The organism is Nocardia jejuensis NBRC 103114 (genome assembly GCF_001613145.1).
Lineage (GTDB): Bacteria > Actinomycetota > Actinomycetes > Mycobacteriales > Mycobacteriaceae > Nocardia > Nocardia jejuensis.
In genome coordinates this window covers 24,508-46,165 of the sequence record NZ_BDBU01000056.1, presented here as the reverse complement: position 1 = coordinate 46,165, position 21,658 = coordinate 24,508, and the positions used below count along the sequence as shown (strand labels likewise).

Below are 21,658 nucleotides of genomic sequence, written 5' to 3'. Positions count from 1 at the left end.
GCGCACTCCGTCGGCCGCTGTTTTCGCTGTCGTGCGGAGTGCACCTGCTGTGAACGCGGTTGTCGCACGCATCGTGGAACAGATGCGTGCGACAACGGTCAATCCCGGCTTGGGAATCAGCTCACGAAATCAGCTCAGCCCCAGTTCTGGTAAACATCCAGCACTCGCCCGTTGCGGGTGCCCGGAGCGTTGAAGTACAGGCTCACCGAGCCGTCGGGATGCTCGGCCGCCTCCGACATCACCTGTCGCAGCGACGCGTGCACCCCACCCCGCTCGTCCTTGTAGATCTCGGTGTCCGGTCGTAATCCCGCACCCATGCGGCTCAGCGGAACCACCATGCTCACCAGCGCGGGAACCGGTCCGGCCGCGATAGCGGCGGTCTCGTCGTGCGACAGCGCCACCCCGACCCGTCCCTGATCCAGCTGCACCACCGGCGCTCCCGCCGCCGCGCTCCCCGCCCCCACGCTCGACGCAGCCCCCACCACCGCGACCACCGCCAGCAATCCAACCCCGAACCGTGCGACCCGCATCCCGTCCCGCCCTTCCTCGGTTACCGCCTTCTGCGCCTGGAGATTACGCACCGGCAACCCTCCAGCGACCGATCTCCCCCAATCCACCCCCGGCGTGTTGCCCCTCACCGCCCCAACCTTTTCGAGCAAGCCGCGTCCTCGCGGCGAGCAACTCCGAGCAGCAACTCCGAGCAGCAACTCCGAGCAGCAACTCCGAGCAGCAACTCCGAGCAGCGACTCCGAGCAGCGACTCCGAGCAGCGACTCCGAGCAGCGACTCCGAGCAGCGACTCCGAGCAGCGACTCCGAGCAGCGACTCCGAGCAGCGACTCCGAGCAGCGACTCCGAGCAGCGACTCCGAGCAGCGACTCCGAGCAGCGACTCCGAGCAGCGACTCCGAGCAGCGACTCCGGGCAGCGACTCCGGGCAGCGACTCCGGGCAGCGACTCCGGGCGATGCGTGGATGTGGGTGGATCGGGTAGGGGGTGCGGGGAGGGGGCGGGGGTGCGAGGATGAGCGGTTGGGGTGTGGGGTGGCGCACTCCACTACACCCTGTCGTCGACGAGGGTGGGGGCGGCTGAGAGACTGGGTGCCGTGAGTTCTTCTCCGCGTGTGAGCCAGGCATCGGTGCCGGTCTCGGCCCAACTCTTCGAACGCGCCGCGGCGGTCATTCCGGGCGGCGTGAATTCGCCCGTGCGGGCGTTCAACTCGGTGGGCGGGACGCCGCGGTTCATCGCCTCGGCCAGCGGTTACACGCTGACGGACGCCGATGGCAACGATTACGTCGACCTCGTGTGTTCGTGGGGCCCGATGATTCTCGGCCACGCGCATCCGGCGGTCGTGGAGGCCGTGCAGCGCGCCGCCGTCGGCGGTCTGTCCTTCGGTGCGCCGACCGAGGCGGAGATCGACCTCGCCGAGGCCATCGCGGCACGGGTGGAACCGGTGCAGCGGGTACGACTGGTGAACTCGGGCACCGAGGCCACCATGAGCGCGGTCCGGCTGGCGCGCGGCTTCACCGGTCGCTCCAAGATCATCAAGTTCAGCGGCTGCTACCACGGTCACGTGGACGCGCTGCTCGCCGACGCGGGCTCCGGCGTCGCGACCCTCGGTCTCCCGACCTCGCCCGGCGTCACGGGCGCGCAGGCCGCCGACACCATCGTGCTGCCGTACAACGACCTCGACGCGGTGGCCGCCGCGTTCGCAGCCAATCCCGGTGCGATCGCGTGCGTCATCACCGAGGCCGCCGCGGGCAATATGGGCGCCGTCGCTCCCGGCCCCGATTTCAACGCGGGCCTGCGCAGGCTCACCACCGAACACGGCGCGCTGCTCATCATGGACGAGGTCATGACCGGCTTCCGGGTGAGCGCGGCCGGTTGGTACGGCATCGAGGGCGTCGCGGGCGACCTCTACACCTTCGGCAAGGTCATGAGCGGCGGCCTGCCCGCCGCCGCGTTCGGTGGTCGCGCCGACATCATGAATCATCTGGCGCCGATCGGGCCGGTCTATCAGGCGGGCACGCTCTCGGGTAATCCGGTCGCGGTCGCCGCCGGTCTGGCCACGCTTCGGCATGCCGACGCGCAGGTGTACGCGGCCCTGGATCGCAATTCCGCACAGCTGGGCAAGCTGTTCACCGAGGCGCTCACCGCCGAGGGGCTCGCGCATCAGGTGCAATTCGCAGGCAATATGGTGAGCGTGTTCTTCGCCGAGAACCCGGTCACCGACTACGCCGCCGCCAAGGCGAGCGAAACGTGGCGCTTCCCAGCCTTTTTCCACGCGCTCCTGGATGGTGGTGTGTACGCGCCCCCGAGCGCGTTCGAGGCATGGTTCGTCTCGGCAGCTCTCGACGAGAACGCATTCGATCGCATCGCCGCCGCCCTCCCAGCCGCCGCGCGCGCCGCGGCTGCCGCCACCCCCGAAGGATCCGCCGCGTGAGTTCCACCCGACCCGAGTCCGGACTGCCCACCCCATCCCCCCACGAGGCCCCCGTCACCACCGAGGACGCCATCCGCCTCCTGGACGCCATCCGTCAAGCCGAGGTCGAACTGGCCGAAACCGGCGACAATATCGCCGTAGCCCCGGCCGAACCCGCTGCCCCGGCCGAACCCGCCGCTCGGGCTGACACTGCTACTCAGGCTGAATCCGCTCCTGAGTCCGAGTCTGCAACCAGCGTCGAGTCCGTGACCAGCGCCGAGTCTGTGGCCGACACCGAGTCTGCAACCAGCGTCGAGTCCATGACCAGCGCCGAGTCCGTGACCAACGCCGAGTCTGCGGCCAGCGTCGAGTCCGTGACCAACACCGAGTCCGCGGCCAGCGCCGAGCCCGCAGCAAAGCGATCCGCGAAGAAGGCTGCGGCCTCGAAGCGACCGGCCGCGAAGGTCGCTGTCCCGCAGGCCGTCTCGAAGTCCGCTGATGCGTCCGCCGCTGCGGGTGTGGTCGACCCCGCCCCTGCTGCCGGTGTGGTCGAGTCCGCCGCAGCCGCCAATGCGGCCGAGTCCGGAACCGCCCCCGGTGTGGCCGAATCGGCTGCCGCCGGTATCGCTGAGTCCGCCGCCGCTGGTGCGGCCGAGTCCGATGCTGTTACCGCGCAAACGGTCCAGCCGCCCGCTGGCGATGCGGATCCGGCCCGCCCGGTCGACGCTCAGGGTTCGGCCCCCGCTGTTTCCGATGAAGCCGCGCTCGAGGTCGACGATATCGAAATTGGTTCTGTCGCAGTAGATTCCGTTGCCGTAGCGAGTGCCCCCGTCGCCTTCGAGGCGACCGATCGGACGGTCGGTGAAACCATGGACGAGGCGAACGCGAAGAGCGCTGCGGACCAGACCGTGGCGGCTGTCGAGATCGGGTCGGCTGCGCCGGATCCGGTCACGGCTGCCACCGAGATCGTGACCGCCGCCGCGGCGGACATCGACCCGCGGATCGATGATCCGATCACCGATGAGTTCGAGATCATCGTGACCGAGGTGCGCGACGACGCGGTCGAGACCGCCGCTGCCTCGCGGATCGACGAGCCGACGACCGACGAATTCGAGGCCATAAAGGTCGAGCCGACGGCCGTCGCCACGGCGGCCGACGCGCGCGGCGCAACCGAACCCGCCGCGAACGGCTCGATCGAACCCGCGTCGACCGCCGCCGAATCTGTTCCGGCCGGTGCCGAACAGGGTGCGGACGACGCCACCGAATCCGGTGCGAACGGCGCCGAACCGGATGCGAACGACGCCACCGAGACCGGTGCGAACGCTGACGTGAACGATCCCGCAGCGGGTGCGGTCGCGGCCGCCGCCGAGTCCGACCCCGCCGTGTCCGACAGCTCCGAGTCCTCCCTCGCCGCAAGCGGTTTCGTGCTCCCCGGCGATGTCGCCGGCGATGTCGAGACCATCGTGCACGTCATGCGGCACGGCGAGGTGCACAACCCCAAGGGCATCCTGTACGGCCGCCTGCCCGGCTTCCACCTGTCGGTGACCGGTCGCTCGCAGGCGCAGGTCGTCGGCCGTTCGCTGGCGGATCACGACATCGCGCTGGTGGTGGCCTCGCCGCTGCAGCGCGCGCAGGAGACCGCCGAGCCGATCGCCGGACCGCACGGGCTGATCATCCGCACCGACGACAACCTCATCGAGGCGGGCAACACCTTCGAGGGCCTGCGGGTGTCCGTCGGTGACGGCGCGCTGCGCAAGCCCCGGCACTGGTTGAAGCTGCGCGATCCCTTCACCCCGTCCTGGGGTGAGCCGTACCTGCAGATCGCGCACCGCATGCTGGCCGCGGTCAACAAGGCGCGCGTCGAGGCGGCGGGTCGCGAAGCCGTCCTGGTCTCGCACCAACTGCCGGTCTGGACGCTGCGCCGCTTCCTGCAGGGCCAGCGACTCTGGCACGATCCGCGCAGCCGCCAGTGCTCGCTCGCATCCCTGACTTCCCTTGTGTACCAGGGCGATACCCTGATCGACATCGTGTATTCCGAGCCGGCGGGCGCGACCGATCCCACGGTGCACGGGGCATGAGCGGGTTCAGGCCCGGGGGCGGCGGCTCGCGTACGCAAGCCGCCCGCGCCACCATGCGGTGTCGCTCGTCACGCGGGGGCGACGCGGCATGAGCGCGTCCGCTGTGTCCTTGCGCAGGAACGGGTTCGGCGCGCGGAACCCGTTCCGGCGGATCGCGTCGATCCTGTCGGCGAGCCTCTGCCTGGTGGCGGTGCTGGCCGGCTGCTCGACCGCGGGCAAGGACGCGGTGGCGCAGGGCGGGACCTTCGATTTCGTCTCGCCCGGCGGTAAGACCGATATCTTCTACAACCCGCCGTCCTCGCGCGGCACCATCGGCAAGCTGTCCGGCCCGGATCTGCTGACGGACGGCAAGAGCACCGCTGTCTCCGATTTCGAGGGCAAGGTCGTCGTCCTCAATCTCTGGGGCCAGTGGTGTGGTCCGTGTCGCGCGGAAGCGCCTGCGCTGGAACAGGTTTACGAGTCCACCCGGGATCTGGGGGTGGCGTTCCTCGGTGTCAACGTGCGGGACAACCAGAAGGACAAGGCGCAGGATTTCGTGACCGACAACAAGGTCGGTTACCCCTCGATCTACGACCCGTCGATGCGCAGTCTGCTCGCGCTCGGCGGGAAATTCCCGACCAGCGTCATCCCCACCACCATCGTGCTGGATCGCCGGCATCGGGTGGCCGCGGTGTTCCTGCGGTCCCTGCTCGCCGATGATCTGCGCCCGGTGGTCGAGGCGATCGCGAAGGAAGAGCAGCAGTGAACGACGTGACTGTGCTTGCGAGCGTGGGGGAGTCGTTCCAGCAGACCGCCGCTACCGGCCCGCTGCTGCTCGCGCTCGGCGCGTGCCTGCTGGCGGGTCTGGTGTCGTTCGCGTCGCCGTGTGTGGTGCCGCTGGTGCCGGGTTATCTGTCGTATCTGGCCGGTGTGGTGGGGGCGCAAGCCCCGCCCGTGACGGTCGAATCGGCGAAGAGTCCGGTGGCGATGGCCGAACGGCGAACCGCGCGTTTGCGTGTCGCGGGTGCGGCCGGATTGTTCGTGGCCGGTTTCACCGTGGTGTTCGTGCTCGCGTCCGCGACGGTGTTCGGCGCGATCCAGGCGCTGAACGTGAATCGTGAACTGCTGCAACGGGTCGGCGGTGTGGTGACCATCGTGATGGGCCTCGCGTTCATCGGCCTGATCCCCGCGCTGCAGCGCGACACCCGCATGGAACCGCGCCGTCTGAGCGGACTCGTCGGCGCACCCCTGCTCGGCGCGGTGTTCGCGCTCGGCTGGACGCCGTGTCTGGGCCCGACGCTCTCGGGCGTGATGGCGGTGTCCGCGGGCACCGAGGGCACCACCGCGGTGCGCGGCGTGGCCTTGATCGTGGCGTACTGCCTCGGTCTGGGACTGCCGTTCGTGATCCTGGCGTTCGGGTCGGCGACCGCACTGCGCGGTGTCGGCTGGCTGCGCCGCAATTCCCGCACCATTCAGGTGATCGGCGGCATCCTGCTCGTGGCCGTCGGCATCGCCCTGGTGACCGGAGCGTGGGACCAGTTCGTTTCCTGGGTCCGCGACGCCTTCGTCTCGAATGTGACCCTGCCGATCTGATGACCGTGACCACGCAATCACCCGCCCCCGCTCCCGCCCTGCCGCCGCGTCAGTCGCCGCCGCGGCGCGCTCTCGCCGTGCTGCGCAACACCTGGCGCGGGCTGACCAGCATGCGCACCGCGCTGATGCTGCTGTTCCTGCTGGCTCTGGCCGCCATCCCCGGCGCGCTGCTGCCGCAGCGCAGTCTGAATCAGGGCAAGGTCGACCAGTACATCGCGGATCGGCCGACGCTGGGTCCGTGGATGGACCGCTTCGAACTGTTCGACGTGTTCTCCAGTTTCTGGTTCACCGCCGTATATGTCCTGCTTTTCGTGTCGCTGGTCGGTTGCATCATGCCGCGCGTGCTCGACCACTATCGGGCATTACGGACACCGCCGGTGAAGGCTCCGCGCAACCTTTCGCGGCTGCCGCACCACTTCTCGGGCTTCGATTCGGCAACCCCCGACGAGGTGATCGCGCACGCCCGCAAGGAGCTTCGCGGCTGGCGCACCGTGGTGCAGCCGGGCGCCCGCGAGGATGAGATCACGCTGTCCGCGGAGAAGGGCTACACCCGCGAGGCCGGCAATCTGGTCTTCCATCTGGCATTGGTCGGGCTGCTCGCGGCGATCGCGATCGGCAAGCTTTTCGGGTACGAGGGCAATGTGGTCGTGCTCGCCGACAACGGGCCCGGCTTCTGCACCACCTCCCCGGCGGCGTTCGACTCGTTCCGCGCGGGCAATGTCAACGACGGCACCGGACTGACGCCACTGTGCGTGCGGGTCAAGGACTTCAAGGCCGATTACCTGCCCACCGGTCAGGCCGAGATGTTCACCTCGAACATCGAGTACCAGTCGGGCGCCGACCTGGATTCGGGGACCTGGCGGGATTCGCGGCTGCAGGTGAACCACCCGCTGCGGGTCGCCGGTGATCGAATCTATCTGCAGGGCCACGGTTTCGCGCCCAAGTTCACGGTGACCTTCCCGAACGGGCAGACCCGCACCGAGGCCATCCAGTGGAAGCCGGACGACGCGACCACCTTCCTGTCCTCGGGCGTGCTGCGCATCGATCCGCCGGGCGGCATGTATCCGAGCGAGGACGAGCGGCGCAAGCATCAGGTCGCGATCCAGGGCCTCTTCGCGCCGACCGCGCTGCTGCACGGTTCGCTGCTGACCTCCCGGTATCCGGCCATGACCGATCCGATGGTCGCGGTGGACGTCTACCGCGGCGACACCGGCCTGGACACCGGTCGCGCGCAATCGCTGTTCTCGCTGGATCCGGAGATGATCAAGCAGGGCCGGTTGAGCAAGGAGCAGCGGGTCAACCTGAAGCCGGGCGAGTCCGCGACCCTGTCGGACGGCACCAAGGTGACCTTCGACGGCGCGGAGGAGTTCGTGAACCTGCAGGTCTCGCACGATCCGGCACAGCAGTGGGTGCTGGTGTTCGCGGTGACCATGATGGCGGGCCTGTTGGTCTCGCTGTTGGTGAAGCGGCGGCGCGTCTGGCTGCGGGTGTATCCGCAGACTCCGGACACCGGATCCGGCGACCAACGACGTACTGTAGTAGAAATGGCCGGACTGGCCCGCACCGATCAGGCCGGTTGGGGCGGCGAGTTCGACCGATTGCGGGAACGACTGCTGGACAACGACGCCGACGGGCCTGCGGCACCGCCCTCGGCCGGCGCGCGCACCACGAGCACGGGAGAGTGACCATGCCGATCGACGAAACCCTTGTCGGGTACAGCAACCTCGCGTTCAAGTCGGCGTGGGTGGTCTACGTGCTGGTGCTCGCGATGCTGATCGTGCAGTACTCCTCGGCGCAGTCCAAGAAGACCGCGGAGCGTGAACTGGTCGCGGTCGGCGGCGGCGATCGCCCGGCCGGTCCCGGCAAGATCGAGACCAAGGCGCCGCGTCCGATCGCGGAGCGCTTCGGCAATATGGCGTTCTCGGTGCTTTTCGTCGGCATCGCGCTGCATCTGGCGTCGATCTTCTTGCGCGGCTTCGGTGTTCACCGATTCCCGCTCGGCAATATGTACGAGTTCATCACCATGGCGACCGCCGCGGCGATGGTGACCGGCCTGGTGTTCATGTACGACCGCCGCTACCGCTCGATGTGGGTCTTCCTGATCGCGCCGGTGCTGGTGCTCATGTACCTGGCCGGGCAGGTCCTGTACGCCGAGGCGGCCCCGGTCGTCCCCGCCCTGAAGTCCTACTGGCTCCCCATCCACGTCACCGTGGTCAGTGTCGGCAGCGGCATCTTCCTGCTCTCGGGAGTGGCGAGCCTGCTGTTCCTGCTGCGCCTGCGCCAGCCCGAAGGTCAGGAGTCCTCGAACCTGCTCGGCGCGCTGGCCCGTCGCCTTCCCGACGCCCGCACCCTGGACCGCCTGGCCTACAAGACGACCATCGTCGCCTTCCCGATCTTCGGCACCGGCGTCATCCTCGGCGCCATCTGGGCCGAATCCGCGTGGGGTCGCTTCTGGGGCTGGGACCCGAAGGAAACCATGTCCTTCATCGCCTGGGTCCTCTACGCCGCCTACCTGCACGCCCGGGCGACATCCGGCTGGCGCGACACCAAGGCCGCCTGGATCAACGTGGCCGGCTTCGTGGCCATGCTCTTCAACCTCTTCATCATCAATATCGTCGTCTCCGGCCTCCACTCCTACGCCGGCCTCAACTAGCGGCCGGGCCGTTCGTTTCGGCCCGAATCGATAGCCCGAAAATAACCAGACCGGATGGTTTTAATAGCCGTGAGGTCTGAGTCGACGCCGCGAGAGGAGCCGCAAGGTAAAGGCTTGCGGCTCCTCGTGGGTGGTTTCGGGTGAATTACTTGGCCAATTGCAGGGCCAGGGTGGCGGCTGCGGGGGCCAGATACAGGATCGGGAAGACGGCGGTCCCGTACGAGTGGGCCCGGATGGCCGTGGCCGAGGCCAGCGCGAAGTAGAGGATCAATCCGACCGCGGCCGCGATACCGATGGCCGGAACGGCGATGCCGACGATCAGTCCCAGTGCGCCGGCCGATTTGGCCAGGGCGAGCCAGTTCCACCAGCCCTGCGGGACCCCGTACTGGTTCAGCGGGTCGACCACGAACTGCTTCTGGGCGAAGAGCGAATAGCCCGAGAAGCCGATCCAGGCGGCGCTGACAACGGCGAGGATCAGGTAGGCGGTGTTCATGTCGTATCTCGTTTCCGTAGCTGTGTGCGTTGTTGCCTGATCGACGACACAGCCACCGCAGATGTGACATCCGCAGGTCAGAGGTCCGGAAACGAAAATCCCCCGAACCCGGGCAGGCCGGATTCGGGGGACAGTCACATATTTGCTTTTAGCGTCGGCAAACTTTGATCGAGCTAGCTGGAATCGCCGTCGCGAGGCTCTCTGGAGAGTCTGCTCAGGAAATCCGGGTCGTCGTCGGGGCCCAATATGCGGTTTCGCCGGGTGGGTGCTGGGCCGGTGCCGGCAGGTCGCTGGGGTCCGAAGGCCTTCCAGCACAGCATCGCGACCGCTACGACCGCGATGAGCGCCAACAGGTACGTCACGTAGCTCACCTCCTGGGAACGAGGGTAATCCGTGTGCGTACCCGTAGCACCATGGATACGGGAAATAGGAGTTACAGGCGGGTCGCCTCGGTGGTGAGGGACCTGAGCAATTGCATGACTTCGGATTCGCGGAACCGGCGGTGACCGCCGGGAGTCCGCAGTGAGCCGAGTCGTCCTGCGTGTGCCCATCGGGTCACGGTTTTCGGATCAACATGGAACAGGGCTGCCACCTGGCCGGGGGTGAGCAGGGTGTCGGGGCCGGTGACGGAACCCATTACGCGGCTCGCCGCGGTGAACGCAGTCATTCGCAAACCTTTCCGTTTCGACAGATCCCTCATCAGTAGCGACATCGTTGCACTGGAACCCCCGAGTGTTCGAACAGTCTCATTTTGGTAAAGAGGAAGTAATAGACAAAACGGATATCCGTTATGTGTTTACGGTCACGTTCGTCGGCGCTGTAGCGAACTTTCAGCGACATTCGGACAGGGGGTCCGGAGGGCCTGGAAACGCCGTCACCTACTCTGGTTCGCGTGAGTGACGCAACCCCGACCGGCGGTGCGGGCCCGGCTGTTTCCGCCAAGGGCAGCCTGGCACGCAATCTGGCCCTGTACACCCTGGCCCGACTCGGCCTGGTCATCGCAATCACCGCGATCATCATGGGCGCCGCGGCCGTGGTGAAGGTGGCCGTGCCGCTCATCGTCGCGTTGCTCTTCGCCCTGCTCATCGCCATGCCGCTGTCGCTGGTGCTGTTCAAGAAGCTGCGGACGCAGGTGAACAAGGACATCGCCGCGGTCGACGCCAAGCGCCGCTCGGACCGCGACCAGCTGATGAAGCGGCTGCAGGGCGGCGACGCGTGAAGCGCTGTGTGCGCTCCGCACCACGCGAGTGGGTCGACAATGCCGTGCGGCTGATCGATGCCGACACCCAGCGCAGCGCGGACACCCATCTGCTGCGCTTCCCGCTGCCCGCGGAGTGGAGTGTGCAGCTGTATCTGAAGGATGAATCCACCCACATCACCGGCAGTCTCAAGCATCGTCTGGCCAGGTCGCTGTTCCTGTACGCGATCTGCAACGGCTGGGTCCGCGAGGGCACCACGGTGGTCGAGGCGTCCTCGGGCTCGACCGCGGTCAGCGAGGCGTACTTCGCGAAGTTGCTGGGCCTGGATTTCGTCGCCGTGATGCCCGCCAAGACCTCACCGGAGAAGATCGCGCTGATCGAGGCTCAGGGCGGTCGATGTCATCTGGTCCAGAACCCGTCCGAGATGTACACCGAGGCGGCCCGGCTGGCGGCCGAGTCGGGTGGGCACTACATGGACCAGTTCACCAACGCCGAACGCGCGACCGACTGGCGTGGCAACAACAACATCGCCGAATCCATCTTCGAGCAGCTGAGGCTCGAGTCGCACCCGATTCCGGAGTGGATCGTGGTGGGCGCGGGCACGGGCGGCACGAGTGCGACGATCGGCCGGTACATCCGGTATCGACGGCACGAGACCAGGCTGGCCGTGGTGGACCCGGAGAATTCGGCCTTCTACGGCGGCTACGAGCTGGCCGATGTCGGCTACCGGACGGGATTGCCCTCGCGCATCGAGGGCATCGGCCGTCCGCGCGTGGAACCCTCGTTCATCGGTCAGGTCGTGGACGCCATGATCGAGGTGCCGGACGCGGCCTCGGTGGCCGCGGCCCGTCATGCGAGCCTGGCGCTCGGCAAGCGGGTGGGCGGATCCACGGGCACCAACCTGTGGGGTGCTTTTGCCCTGATCGCGGACATGCTCGCGGAGGGGCGCACGGGCAGTGTGGTCACCCTGCTGTGCGACGGCGGAGACCGTTATGCCGGAACCTATTTCAACGACGAGTGGGTTGCCGGTCAGGGGCTGAGCTTGGACGAGCCCACCGCGGTCATCGAGGAATTCATCGCTACCGGTACTTGGTCCGGCTAGTTTTCCCCAGGCACGACGGGTCGGGTGAGAACCGTTGTTCACCCATCGTCTAGTTTGCTGTCCGTTTGCTAAATCGGCGGTGTCGGTGTCGACTTCTGTTCCGAAGCAAGCACTTCCGTGCTCGGGGTCCGGTTGGACACGCTCGAAAAAGTGTTAATGGGCCTTGACGAAATCGGTCTCTCGCGGGCAACTGGACGAGTGACCGCCGTTGGTTGATCGACGCTCGTGCCGAGCGCGAGCATCCACGACCGCAGGCTCGAGGAGGTGCGCCACATGGTGATCCGCAACTCCGTGATGGCCAGGGTCTTCGGGTCGCGCACCAGCTTCGTGCGGTCCGGGCGCTCGTCGGTCACCGAGTCCCCGCGCCACAGCAGCCCGAATTCCGGGTTCGCCCGGCAGTTCTCGACGATTTCCCGCACGCGTTCGTCGAAGCCGTAGCGCGCGACGAGCAATCGGAAGAAGGTGATGGACTGCCGTGTCTCGCCCTGCCAGTCGACCAGCACGGTCCGCGACACCGGGTTGAGCATCAGCCACTCGATGTAGTTGCAGCCCGGGTCCAGCTGTGGGAACGCCTCCCGGTGTGCGGCATTGACCGCGATGATGTCCATGGTTCCGGACACGAAGGCCGCGATCTTGGGGTTGAGCAGCTCGAGATACTCGAGGTCGGCGGGGGCGGGATGATCCGCCTCGATGCGCGGGAGCGGTCCCTCGGCGAGGATGAGCGCGTACTCGAACTCCGCCGCCTGCAATGCGAGTGCGGTGCTGAGGGATTCGATGACCCGGCGCGAGGGGTTCGCCCCGCTCTCGATCTTCGTCAGGTAGGCGACGGAGAGATTGGCGAGCCAGGCCAGTTGGGGCCGAGTCAGGTTGGCGGTGGTGCGGCGTTCGCGGATGTATTCGCCGAACGTGGGGACTCCACTCATCTGTGCTGGGTGACCTTACTTCTCTCGCCGGGGCATGCGGTATCCCGGATTGCCTCAATAGTTTGAAACAACAACAAATCAGGCGTCCAGTTGGGGCGGGTGCGCGCAATTGCGTACCGATCGGTATGCCGTTTGGTGGAATTTCACCCGCGGCGAACCGGGGCCGGGGCGTGTCAATTTTTGTTGACGAGCGTCGAATGTCAACGTAAATTGACGCTCATGAGTGAAGCAACGACTCTGGCGGCCGCCGCCGGCAGCCCCGACCCCCGGGTCGGGCTCCGCGCGGTGCTCGCACTGCGCCGGTTGCTCGAGCGACTCGAGGCGATCCAGGTCGCCAATGCCCGCAAACAGGGCTGGTCCTGGCAGGCCATCGCGGAATCGCTCGAGGTCAGCAGGCAGGCGGTCCACCAGAAGTACAACCGGAAGGGCGGTATCCGCTGATGATGGAGCGATTCGACAAAGCGGCCAAGGTCGCCGTCGTGATGACCCAGGAGGAGGCGCGCGAACTCCGCGCCCCCGCCATCGACGTCGAACACGTGCTGCTGGGGCTGCTCGGCTGCCCCGACGCCGGACTGGTCCGGGTACTCGCCGACCACGGACTGACCGCGAACCGAGTCCGGGACGCCCTGAGCGACAACCGAATCGGCGACCCCCTCGGCGAAGAGGACGCTGCCGCACTGCGTTCCATCGGCATCGACCTCGAGGCCGTGCGCGAGAGTCTGGAGGCCACCTTCGGGCAGGATGCGCTCGAACGCGCGCTGCCCGCCGATGAACCCCGGCGGGGACGGTTCCGGAGCACGAAAGGCATGAATTTCGGGCACATTCCGTTCACCCGAGACGCGAAGAAGGTGCTCGAACTGTCCCTGCGCGAGGCGATCACCCGCGGTGACAAACGGATCGAGGCCGGGCACGTGCTCCTCGGTGTTCTGCGCGCACCGAACCAGGTCACGCGCGGCCTGATCGGGGACGACGCGGCGGAGCGGGAACTGCGTGACGCCGTCGGGAAATACCTCGATCGCGCGGCCTGACGGCCGGGCCGGGGGAGGGGCGCGGTGGCCGAGCGCGTGATGGACGCCCTCGAGGGTGATCTGGATCTACGATCTAGCCATGACGCTCCTGCTACGTCTTCTGATCAACGGTGTGGCCATCTGGCTCGCGTCCGTGTGGGTCGGTGGAATCAGCATCCACGGTCCCGACGAACCCGCCACCACCACCGACAAGCTCATCGTGATCGCGGTGATCACCGTGATCTTCACGATCGTGAACGCGCTGGTGAAGCCCCTGGTGAAGCTGTTGTCGCTGCCACTGGTGGTGCTGACGCTGGGTCTGTTCCTGCTGGTGATCAACGCGCTCATGCTGTGGCTGACCTCGAAGATCACCGAGCACACCGACTACCAGCTGCATGTGAACGGTTTCTGGGCCGCGGTCTGGGGCGCCATCATCATCACGCTGGTGAACTGGGTGCTGGGCGTCCTGGTCCCCGACGAGGACTGAGCTGTCGCCACCGGCGAGCGGTCCGCCGCCGCCGAGGGCCGGTCCGGACGGTGTGGGGGTACTGCCCCCACACCCCGGCGTCAGCCCAGCCCCAGCGCCAGTCCCGTGGCGATCGACCAGACCAGCAGCGCCAGGCCCGTACCGGCCAGCGCCGGAATCAGTCCCGGCCCGTTCTTGCCGGTGCGCACCGGTTCGTTGGCCTTGAAGGCCAGCGGCAGCGCGATCAACCCGGCCAGCGCGAAGGGCGTGCGGGCGACCAGTGCCAGCGTCGCCACGAACGGCACCGCGATCAGCACCAGATGCAGTGTGCGGCTGCGGGTGTCGCCCAGTCGCACGGCCAGCGTGGTCTTGCCCGATTCGGTATCGGTCGGGATATCGCGCAGATTATTGGTGACCAGCACCGCGCTGGAGAACGAGCCGACCGCGATCGCGCAGGCCAGTCCGGCCCACTCCACCCGTCCGGCCTGAACGAACTCGGTGCCGAGCACGGCCACCAGGCCGAAGAACACGAAGACCGCGATCTCGCCGAAACCGCTGTAGCCGTAGGGGTTCCGGCCGCCGGTGTAGAACCAGGCGCCGGCCAGGCAGGCCGCGCCGACCAGCAGCAGCCACCAGGCGCTGGTGAAGACCAGTACCAGGCCGATCGCCGCGCCCACGGTCAGGCACCCGATGGCCGCGTTGCGCACGGCGGCGGGTGTGGCCAGCTTCGAACCGACCAGCCGCAGCGGGCCGACGCGCTCGTCATCGGTGCCGCGAATGCCGTCGGAGTAGTCGTTGGCGAAGTTCACGCCGATGATCAGGGCCAGCGAAAGCAGCAGGCACAGCACCGCTTTCCACCACACCGCCCCGTCGATCGAGGCGGCGGCGCCGGTCCCCGCCAGGACCGGGGCGATCGCATTCGGCAGAGTGCGCGGCCGAGCGCCCTCGATCCACTGTGCTGCTGTAGCCATGCTCCGCAGCCTAGTGCGCACCTCGCCGAGCGGTCGCGCTCAGGATTCGGCGGCGGCCTTCAATCGCGCCAGGCCCTTCTCGAAGTCCGGTCCGACCAGGCGGTCCATCGGGACGAGCTTGCCGAACAGGGCCATCGGGCCGGTTTGCCTACCGGTCATGCGCCAGGTCACGACGGTGCTGTCGCCCTGTGGGGCGAACTCGAAGCGGATCTGGTTTCTGGCCTTGAACGGCTTCTCGAAATGCAGTTCGAGACCGATGGCGTCGTCGGTGATCGCGGTGATCTCCATATCGCCGCGTCCGGCTTTGCGGTTGCCGCTCCAGGCGTACCGGGCGCCGATGCCGCGGTCGGCGCCGCTGTAGGTGCGTTCCATGGCCGGGTCGATGTCTTCCCAGGGCGACCACTTCGGCCACTCGTGGAAGTCGTCGATGAGGGCTTGGAGCCGGGCGAGGTCGGCCTTGATGACCGTTTCCCGGTGAATGTCGAATTCGGCCATGGCCTGAGCGTAAGCGACCGTCGCCGCGGATCGGGCGAATCGCGTCGGTCTGTTGCGGCCCGCGCCGGACACGCCGTGCCGCCCCGCTCCGGTGGTGTTCGCGGCGCCGAAAACGTCTCGAGGAGGAGTCGATGGATGGGGTAGGCCGGGTCGGGCACAGCGCCACCGTGAATCGGGCATTCGCCCCGGTGCTCACCTACGATTGGCGAGGAATGAATTCGCACAGAGGCAGTACCGACATGGTCGGAGACGCCCGGCTCGCGCCCACGCGCGACACGATCCTCGTCGCCCTGCTGGGTGAGGTGGCGCTGCGTCGCGCCCTCCCGGCGGATTCGAGCACCGCCGGGGCGCGTGCGGGTGCCGTCACCGCGGCGCCCGGGAATGCGAACTCGGCCATCGGCGGTGGCACCGACGCCCACTCCGGCGCGGATCGCACGCGCGCCGCGCTGACTCCGGTGCCCGGGACGCGGGCGCGATTGCTGGTGTCGGCTCTGGCCATTCACCCTGGTCGCAGCCGAAGCGCCCAGGCGTTGATCGACGATGTCTGGGGCGAGGATCCGCCGCGCGCGCCGATGAACGCGCTGCACACCCAGGTATCGCGACTAAGGTCCGCCCTGCCGGACGGCGTGCTCGAGATCGGCCCGGCGGGGTACCGGTTGCTGTTGCGCGCCGATCAGGTCGACCTGACACTCGCGCAGGAGTGGGAGAGGCGGGCGCGTCAGGCGTACGAGGCCGGGGACGGGGCGACCGCGCTGGCGCTCGTGGGCGCCGCGCGGGAACTGTGGCGCGGTGAACCCGCCGCGGACCTCCCGCCCGGACCGGTCGCGGACGAATTGTCCGCTCTCGCCGCCGAGCAGCGGCGCACGCTCGACACTCTCGAACTGTCCGTGCGGGAAGCGGTGGGAGACTTCGGCGGAGCCATCGAGCTGGCTCGCCGCGCGGTCGCCGCCGATCCCTTCGCCGAACCGGCGCACGGAACGCTGATGCGCCTGCTCGCCGCCACGGGCCGCACCACTGAGGCACTGGATGTCTTCGCTTCGCTGCGTACCCGCTTGGTCGAACAGCTCGGTGCGGATCCGGGGCCCGCGATGGTGGCTTTGAACACCGCGATACTGCGCGGTGAACCGCTGCCGGGGGCGCCCGTGAAGGCGCGGTTCGATCGACGGGGAGAGCCGGGTTCGTCGGCGGGTGGACCCGGCAGTCCTGCGGAGTCGTGGTCGGCCGAACCGGGCCGATCCCCGGGGTCGCGGTCGGCGAGCGCCCGGTCGGGGTCGGACGGTGCCGAGGATCCGCGGTCGGCGGGGACACGATCGTGGTCGGCGGAGCCCGGCGAGGTTGCGGATTCACGGTCCGGGAATTCCCATTCGCGGTCGGCTGGTGCTGATCATGATTCGGATTCGCTGTCGGCGGGCCCACGCCGGGGCGCGGAGACCGATGCCGAGAGTGCGCGTCGCCGGGCCTCGAATTATATTGCCGCCCAGGGCATTTCCGGTGACGGATATCCGATTGTCGCGCCCGGGGGCAGGGATGGGTTCGCGCGGACCGACGAGTCGGCTCGCGGCCGGGACGAGTCGCAGCGCCCGGAGGATGATTCCCGGCTGGGAGCTCCGGCCGCACACGCGGGGTACGTTCCGGGGCACTCGTTGCGGATGGCATCGACCGCTCAGCACGCGTCCGAGGGATATGCGGACTCCGGCGAGATCGCCACGGCCGCAGTGGGTTTGCGGGTCGCGCCCAACCCACTGCTGGGCCGGGCGGCCGATCTCGACGCGCTGGAGGCGCTGCTGCGCTCATCGCGGGTCACCACCGTTCTGGGTCCCGGCGGAACCGGAAAGACCCGCGTCGCCAACGAATTGGGAGCGCGGGTCGCACACGAGATGTCGGTGACGCTGGTCGAATTGGCCTCGGTGCGACCCGATCCGGACGGCATTGCCGCTACCCGTGCCGAAGTGGAGGCCGCGATCGCCGCGACCCTGGGGGTCAGCGAGATGAGTCGCGACACCAATGCCTGGCGACCCACGGGCCCCCGCGCACCCGGTCTGCGATTGCGGGACGCGCTGTCCTCCCGGCCCATGCTGCTGATTCTGGACAACTGCGAGCACCTCATCGACGCCGTCGCGGAGGTGGTGGCCGACCTGGTCGGCTTCACCGATCAGCTCACCGTGCTCACCACGAGCCGCGCGCCCCTGGAGATCACCGCGGAGGTCGTCTATCCGTTGCCGCCGTTGACGATCGACGGCGCGGGATCGCCCGCCACCGATCTGTTCGCCGCCCGCGCCCGTGCGGTACGGCCGTCGGTGCGGCTGGACCAGGAGGTGGTGGTGCGATTGTGCCGCACCCTCGACGGACTGCCACTGGCCATCGAACTCGCCGCGGCGCGGGTGCGCACCATGAGCGTGGAGGAGATCGAATCGCGGCTGGATCGCCGATTCACCCTGTTGCGCAGCGGAGATCGGAGTTCACCGCAGCGGCACCGCACCCTGCACGCGGTCATCGACTGGAGCTGGAATCTGCTCGATGAGCAGCAGCGCATCGCACTGCGCCGATTGTGCCGGTTCCCGGCGGGATTCACCTTGGAGGCGGCCGAGGCCGTCGTCGCCGGGCCCGACATGCTGGATGCCGCAACGGCTGTCGACGGGCTGGTGGGCCAGTCGCTGCTGACGGTGCTGGCCGACGACGCCGCCGAGGACGACAGCACCCGTTACCGGATGCTGGAGACGGTGCGCGAATTCGGTGAGGAGCAGTTGGCGCTCACCGGCGAGGCCGATCTGGTGATGGGCCGGATGTCGTTGTGGGCCAGGGCTTTCGTCATCGATGTCGCGCGGCGGTACCCGACCGAGGCGCAACTGCAGGTGGTGTTCTCCATAGCGGCCGAGGTCGACAACCTGCTCGCGGTCCTGCGCTACGCCCTCGACAACGACGACCTGATCACCGTGAACGCGGTCTACCCGACGCTCGGCGGACTGTGGGTGATGCGCGGCGCGCACATGGAGTTCCTGAGCTGGGCTCCGCGGCTGGGGGCGCTGCCGGTTTGGCTGGGGCCGCAGGAGCCCGAGCTGGCCGACCTGCAGATGTTCGGTCAGCTGATGCTGGGTCTGCACATGATGTACATGAGTAGCGGGCTTCGCGGCGCGGCCGCCGTGCGTTTCCGGATCCGGCAATTGCTGTCCTCCGGCGTGCCGCTCACCCCCACCTTCCGATATCTCGGTGAGCTGGCCACCATTCCGACACAGGCCGGCGGCCACGGGATGCGACTGGCGCGGGCCCTGGCGGACGGAGTCGCCTCGGCGGATCAGAGCATCCGGGTCACGGCCTACCTGGCGCGCGCCAACCTGCGCGAGAACGCGGGTGACGTACACGGGTCCATTCGCGATGCCGCCCGGGCGCTGGAATCCGGTGCGGCACAGGACACCTGGGGCACCGCCATGGTCTGCCAGCATCTCGGCGGCATGTACGGGCAGTCCGCGCGATACGCCGAGTCGGTCGGCTACTACCGGCGGGCCGCGGACCTGATGAACCGGTTGCGCGCCTACGAGGAGGGCATCGAGATGCGCAGCTATCTCGCCCTGTCGCTGGCGGGCATCGGCGAACTCGAGCAGGCGCGCCGGGAGCTGGAACCGAACATGGGGGTCGTCGGCCTCGTTCCGTCGGCCGACTATTCGATGACCGAGCCCAACCCCCGTCGCGCCATGGTGGTGGGCGCGCTCGCGGAAATCGAACTCGCGGAAGGCGATATCGACGGCGGCCTGCGCCGCTTCGGGCAGATGCTCACCCTCTTGGACTGGCCGCGCGCCATGGGCGCGCCCGGTCCCGGCGACCTCGTCCTGGTCTCCGCGGTGATCGATGCCTTTGTCTTGCATTCTCGCGCAAGCGAAGCCGAAGTCCTGGTCGCCCAGCTGATCGAACACGCCCTGCCGCGCCTGATGCAGTACTGGGATCTCCCGCAGATCGGTTCCGTGGGCTGCGCCGTCGCCTCCCAGCGCCTGGCCACCGGCCAGGACATCGACCAGGCCCTGGAACTGCTGGCACTCGCCCCGAGAACCCATGCCCGCCAGGACTATCCGTCCATGCGCATGGACCTCCACATCGACCTGCACCGATCCACCGTCGGCGACGACCGGATGGACGCCGTTCTGCGATCCGGTACCCAGCGCGGTCGCCGCAAGGCCGCCGAGCGAATCATGGCACTGCTCGCGCAGATATCGGGCCACGACTGATCCCGGTCATCGGCGCCGAGTGATGATGCGCCGCGATGATCGATCGTCGGTGCGCGATCGGTGAGTCGCGCGCCACGGTTGATCACCCGCCCCGCGACAGCGAAGGCCCCCCGCACGCGAGAACGCCCGCTCACCGTGAATCGGTGAGCGGGCGTCCGGTATTCGGGTGCCGCGGAGTGCTCCGCGGCGATAGTGCTCAGGCGCGGCGCATGTAGGCCCGCACCGCGAGTGGCGCGAAGATCGCGATGACGGCGAGCGAGCCGACGATCGAGTACAGCAGGTTGGAGCTGTACACGTTGCCGTTCATCAGTTCACGGGCGGTCTCGACCATGTAGTAGATCGGGTTGGCCTTGTTGATGCCCTGCAGCCAGCCCGGCATGGTGGACACCGGTGCGAACGCGCCGGACATGAAGGTCAGCGGGAACATGATCATCATGGACATGCCTTGCACGGCGGGTGCGCTCTTGCCGGTGATGCCGATCAGCGCCCAGATCCAGCTGACCGCGAACGAGCAGAACACGACCACCAGGCCGGCCACCAGGACCGCCAGTGCGCCGCCGGCCGGGCGGTAACCCAGGATCAGACCCATGGTGATGGTCAGGACGGTGGCAAGGCCGTAGCGCACCATATCGGCGATCAGGGCTCCGGCCAGTGCCGAGATGCGGGCGATGGGAAGGGATTTGAAGCGGTCGAACACGCCCTTGTCCATGTCCTCGCGCAGCTGCGTGCCGGTGACCACGGAGGTCAGCACCACGGTCTGCACCAGGATGCCGGGGATCAGGATGGGCAGGTAGTCGTGCACGTTGCCGCCGATGGATCCGCCGAAGATGTAGGCGAACAGGGCGGTGAACAGGATCGGCTGCACGGTGACGTCGAACAGCTGCTCGGGATTGTGCTTGATCTTCAGGATGCCGCGGTACGCCATGGTGAGCGAGTTCGCGACGGTCTGCTTGAACGGAATGTGGTTGCTGACTTCGGGAATGGGCGCCGTGGCGACGGCCGCGTGCTTCCCGGGAGCGGTGAGTGTGGTGGTCATGCCGCGCTCTCTTCGGTGTCGGTGTCGTCCTCGGCGGCGTGCCCGGTGAGTGCGAAGAACACTTCGTCGAGGCTCGGCTTGGCGACGTTGATCTCGTCGACCCGGATGTCGTTCTCGCGCAACCGGATCAGGATGTCGGTGGTGATGGAGGGGTCGGGCAGCGGTGCGGTGATCCGCCCGGCCTCGGGACTGATGGTCGCGTCGACGATCTTGCCTTCGGCGCGGGAGAGGAACTCGCTCACCAGGATTCGCGCCTCGTCGATGCGATCCCGGTCCGTCAGGGTCAGCTGCAGGGCCGAGAGGCCCACGGATGCCTTGAGTTCGTTCGAGGTGCCGTCGGCGATGACCTTGCCGCGGTCGATGACCGCGATCCGGTCGGCCAGCTGGTCGGCCTCGTCCAGGTACTGCGTGGTGAGCATGACGGTGGATCCCTCGCGGACCAGTCGCCGGATGGTGTCCCACATCTGCGAGCGGGTGCGCGGGTCCAGGCCGGTGGTGGGCTCGTCCAGGAACAGCAGCGGCGGCCGGGCGATCAGGCTGGCGGCCAGATCGAGGCGGCGGCGCATGCCTCCGGAGAAGTTCTCCAGTGGCTTGGCGGCGGCCTCGGTCAGTCCGAACTCCTCGAGCAGCTCCGCCGACTTACGGCGGGCATCGCTCTTGGAGAGCCCGAGCAGCCGGGAGAAGATGACGAGATTCTCGGTGGCCGTGAGCTTTTCGTCGACCGAGGCGTACTGCCCCGTGACGCCGATCAGCGAGCGCACCGCGGTCGGTTCGGTCAGGACGTCGCGGCCGAAGATGCGGGCGCTGCCGCCGTCCGGTCGCAGCAGGGTGGCGAGCATGCGGATGGTCGTGGTCTTGCCGGCGCCGTTGGGGCCGAGCACGCCGTAGACAGCCCCCCGCGGAACCGCGAGGCTGACGCCGTCGACGGCCCGCTGCTCCCCGAAGACCTTGACCAACCCCTCCGCCTCGATGGCGAGTGGTTCAGCAGGTGTGTAAGAAGTCATGGGAGAACTGTGCGTCCCGTGCC

The 21,658-nt window shown here is 68.0% G+C and carries 21 protein-coding genes; 12 read left to right on the top strand and 9 right to left on the bottom strand.

The genetic code is table 11. From position 1 onward, the window contains the following. Nucleotides 1-134: 134 nt before the first annotated feature. Complete coding sequence (locus NJ1_RS40910; RefSeq protein WP_157574482.1) at nt 135-581, bottom strand: hypothetical protein; 447 nt, start codon at nt 579-581, stop codon at nt 135-137. Between the two features lie 521 nt (nt 582-1,102). Between NJ1_RS40910 and hemL the strand changes: the two genes are divergently transcribed. The 6 genes from hemL to ccsB all read left to right on the top strand — a co-directional run bounded on the left by hemL (nt 1,103) and on the right by ccsB (nt 8,722). Further along, on the top strand, nt 1,103-2,440 hold the full coding sequence (gene hemL, locus NJ1_RS33975; protein ID WP_067703142.1) for a glutamate-1-semialdehyde 2,1-aminomutase: 1,338 nt from the start codon (nt 1,103-1,105) through the stop codon (nt 2,438-2,440). Between the two features lie 1,451 nt (nt 2,441-3,891). Beyond that, complete coding sequence (locus tag NJ1_RS33970; RefSeq protein WP_067703187.1) at nt 3,892-4,497, top strand: histidine phosphatase family protein; 606 nt, start codon at nt 3,892-3,894, stop codon at nt 4,495-4,497. An 88-nt stretch (nt 4,498-4,585) separates the two neighbouring features. Continuing rightward, on the top strand, nt 4,586-5,242 hold the full coding sequence (locus tag NJ1_RS33965) for a TlpA disulfide reductase family protein (RefSeq protein WP_067703139.1): 657 nt from the start codon (nt 4,586-4,588) through the stop codon (nt 5,240-5,242). 5 nt (nt 5,243-5,247) lie between these two features. Next, on the top strand, nt 5,248-6,069 hold the full coding sequence (locus tag NJ1_RS33960; RefSeq protein ID WP_084479142.1) for a cytochrome c biogenesis CcdA family protein: 822 nt from the start codon (nt 5,248-5,250) through the stop codon (nt 6,067-6,069). Next, nucleotides 6,069-7,754, top strand: coding sequence for a cytochrome c biogenesis protein ResB (gene resB, locus NJ1_RS33955; protein WP_067703129.1), 1,686 nt, complete (start codon nt 6,069-6,071; stop codon nt 7,752-7,754). Before NJ1_RS33960 ends, resB begins: the two co-directional genes overlap by 1 nt. A 2-nt stretch (nt 7,755-7,756) precedes the next feature. Continuing rightward, entirely contained in the window at nt 7,757-8,722 is a 966-nt protein-coding gene (gene ccsB, locus NJ1_RS33950) for a c-type cytochrome biogenesis protein CcsB (RefSeq protein ID WP_067703125.1), read from the top strand. A gap of 145 nt (nt 8,723-8,867) precedes the next feature. Here the strand turns inward: ccsB and NJ1_RS33945 are convergent, their stop codons facing one another. From NJ1_RS33945 to NJ1_RS33940, 3 genes are all read right to left on the bottom strand, one after another. Beyond that, entirely contained in the window at nt 8,868-9,215 is a 348-nt protein-coding gene (locus tag NJ1_RS33945; RefSeq protein ID WP_067703124.1) for a DoxX family protein, read from the bottom strand. Nucleotides 9,216-9,388: 173 nt separating this feature from the next. Beyond that, a complete protein-coding gene (locus NJ1_RS38535; protein ID WP_084479141.1) occupies nt 9,389-9,577 on the bottom strand; it encodes a hypothetical protein in 189 nt (62 codons plus the stop codon). Nucleotides 9,578-9,648: 71 nt separating this feature from the next. Then, on the bottom strand, nt 9,649-9,882 hold the full coding sequence (locus NJ1_RS33940) for a BldC family transcriptional regulator (RefSeq protein ID WP_422615802.1): 234 nt from the start codon (nt 9,880-9,882) through the stop codon (nt 9,649-9,651). Nucleotides 9,883-10,107: 225 nt separating this feature from the next. Here NJ1_RS33940 and NJ1_RS33935 point away from each other — a divergent pair, with 225 nt between their 5' ends. Then, nucleotides 10,108-10,434, top strand: a complete 327-nt coding sequence (locus NJ1_RS33935; RefSeq protein WP_067703122.1) for a DUF4229 domain-containing protein — start codon at nt 10,108-10,110, stop codon at nt 10,432-10,434. Next, the gene (gene cds1, locus NJ1_RS33930) at nt 10,431-11,516 is read left to right on the top strand and encodes an L-cysteine desulfhydrase Cds1 (RefSeq protein WP_067703119.1); all 1,086 of its coding nucleotides are present in this window, start codon (nt 10,431-10,433) and stop codon (nt 11,514-11,516) included. The genes NJ1_RS33935 and cds1 overlap by 4 nt, the downstream gene beginning before the upstream one ends. Nucleotides 11,517-11,584: 68 nt before the next feature. On the opposite strand, the gene NJ1_RS33925 is transcribed toward cds1, so the two are convergent. Next, nucleotides 11,585-12,439, bottom strand: coding sequence for a helix-turn-helix domain-containing protein (locus NJ1_RS33925; RefSeq protein WP_067703117.1), 855 nt, complete (start codon nt 12,437-12,439; stop codon nt 11,585-11,587). 219 nt (nt 12,440-12,658) lie between these two features. Between NJ1_RS33925 and NJ1_RS33920 the strand changes: the two genes are divergently transcribed. The 3 genes from NJ1_RS33920 (at nt 12,659) to NJ1_RS33910 (ending at nt 13,933) form a co-directional block, all read left to right on the top strand. Beyond that, nucleotides 12,659-12,880, top strand: coding sequence for an HTH domain-containing protein (locus NJ1_RS33920; protein WP_067703115.1), 222 nt, complete (start codon nt 12,659-12,661; stop codon nt 12,878-12,880). Continuing rightward, complete coding sequence (locus NJ1_RS33915) at nt 12,880-13,467, top strand: Clp protease N-terminal domain-containing protein (RefSeq protein WP_067703113.1); 588 nt, start codon at nt 12,880-12,882, stop codon at nt 13,465-13,467. Before NJ1_RS33920 ends, NJ1_RS33915 begins: the two co-directional genes overlap by 1 nt. Before the next feature lie 79 nt (nt 13,468-13,546). Next, nucleotides 13,547-13,933, top strand: a complete 387-nt coding sequence (locus NJ1_RS33910) for a phage holin family protein (RefSeq protein ID WP_067703183.1) — start codon at nt 13,547-13,549, stop codon at nt 13,931-13,933. Between the two features lie 80 nt (nt 13,934-14,013). Here the strand turns inward: NJ1_RS33910 and NJ1_RS33905 are convergent, their stop codons facing one another. Continuing rightward, a complete protein-coding gene (locus tag NJ1_RS33905; RefSeq protein ID WP_067703110.1) occupies nt 14,014-14,883 on the bottom strand; it encodes a 1,4-dihydroxy-2-naphthoate polyprenyltransferase in 870 nt (289 codons plus the stop codon). 39 nt (nt 14,884-14,922) lie between these two features. Continuing rightward, nucleotides 14,923-15,378: an SRPBCC family protein gene (locus NJ1_RS33900; protein WP_067703180.1), complete on the bottom strand. Its 456-nt coding sequence runs from the start codon at nt 15,376-15,378 to the stop codon at nt 14,923-14,925. 212 nt (nt 15,379-15,590) lie between these two features. On the opposite strand from NJ1_RS33900, the gene NJ1_RS33895 reads away from it, so the two are divergent. Continuing rightward, nucleotides 15,591-19,595 (top strand): AfsR/SARP family transcriptional regulator, encoded by a 4,005-nt coding sequence (locus NJ1_RS33895; RefSeq protein WP_245717700.1) that lies wholly within the window; start codon nt 15,591-15,593, stop codon nt 19,593-19,595. 196 nt (nt 19,596-19,791) lie between these two features. Here NJ1_RS33895 and NJ1_RS33890 read toward each other — a convergent pair whose 3' ends face one another. Together NJ1_RS33890 and NJ1_RS33885 are read right to left on the bottom strand one after the other, a co-directional pair. After that, nucleotides 19,792-20,631 (bottom strand): ABC transporter permease, encoded by an 840-nt coding sequence (locus NJ1_RS33890; RefSeq protein WP_067703105.1) that lies wholly within the window; start codon nt 20,629-20,631, stop codon nt 19,792-19,794. Continuing rightward, on the bottom strand, nt 20,628-21,635 hold the full coding sequence (locus NJ1_RS33885) for an ATP-binding cassette domain-containing protein (protein ID WP_067703102.1): 1,008 nt from the start codon (nt 21,633-21,635) through the stop codon (nt 20,628-20,630). The genes NJ1_RS33890 and NJ1_RS33885 overlap by 4 nt, the downstream gene beginning before the upstream one ends. Between the last annotated feature and the right edge of the window lie 23 nt (nt 21,636-21,658).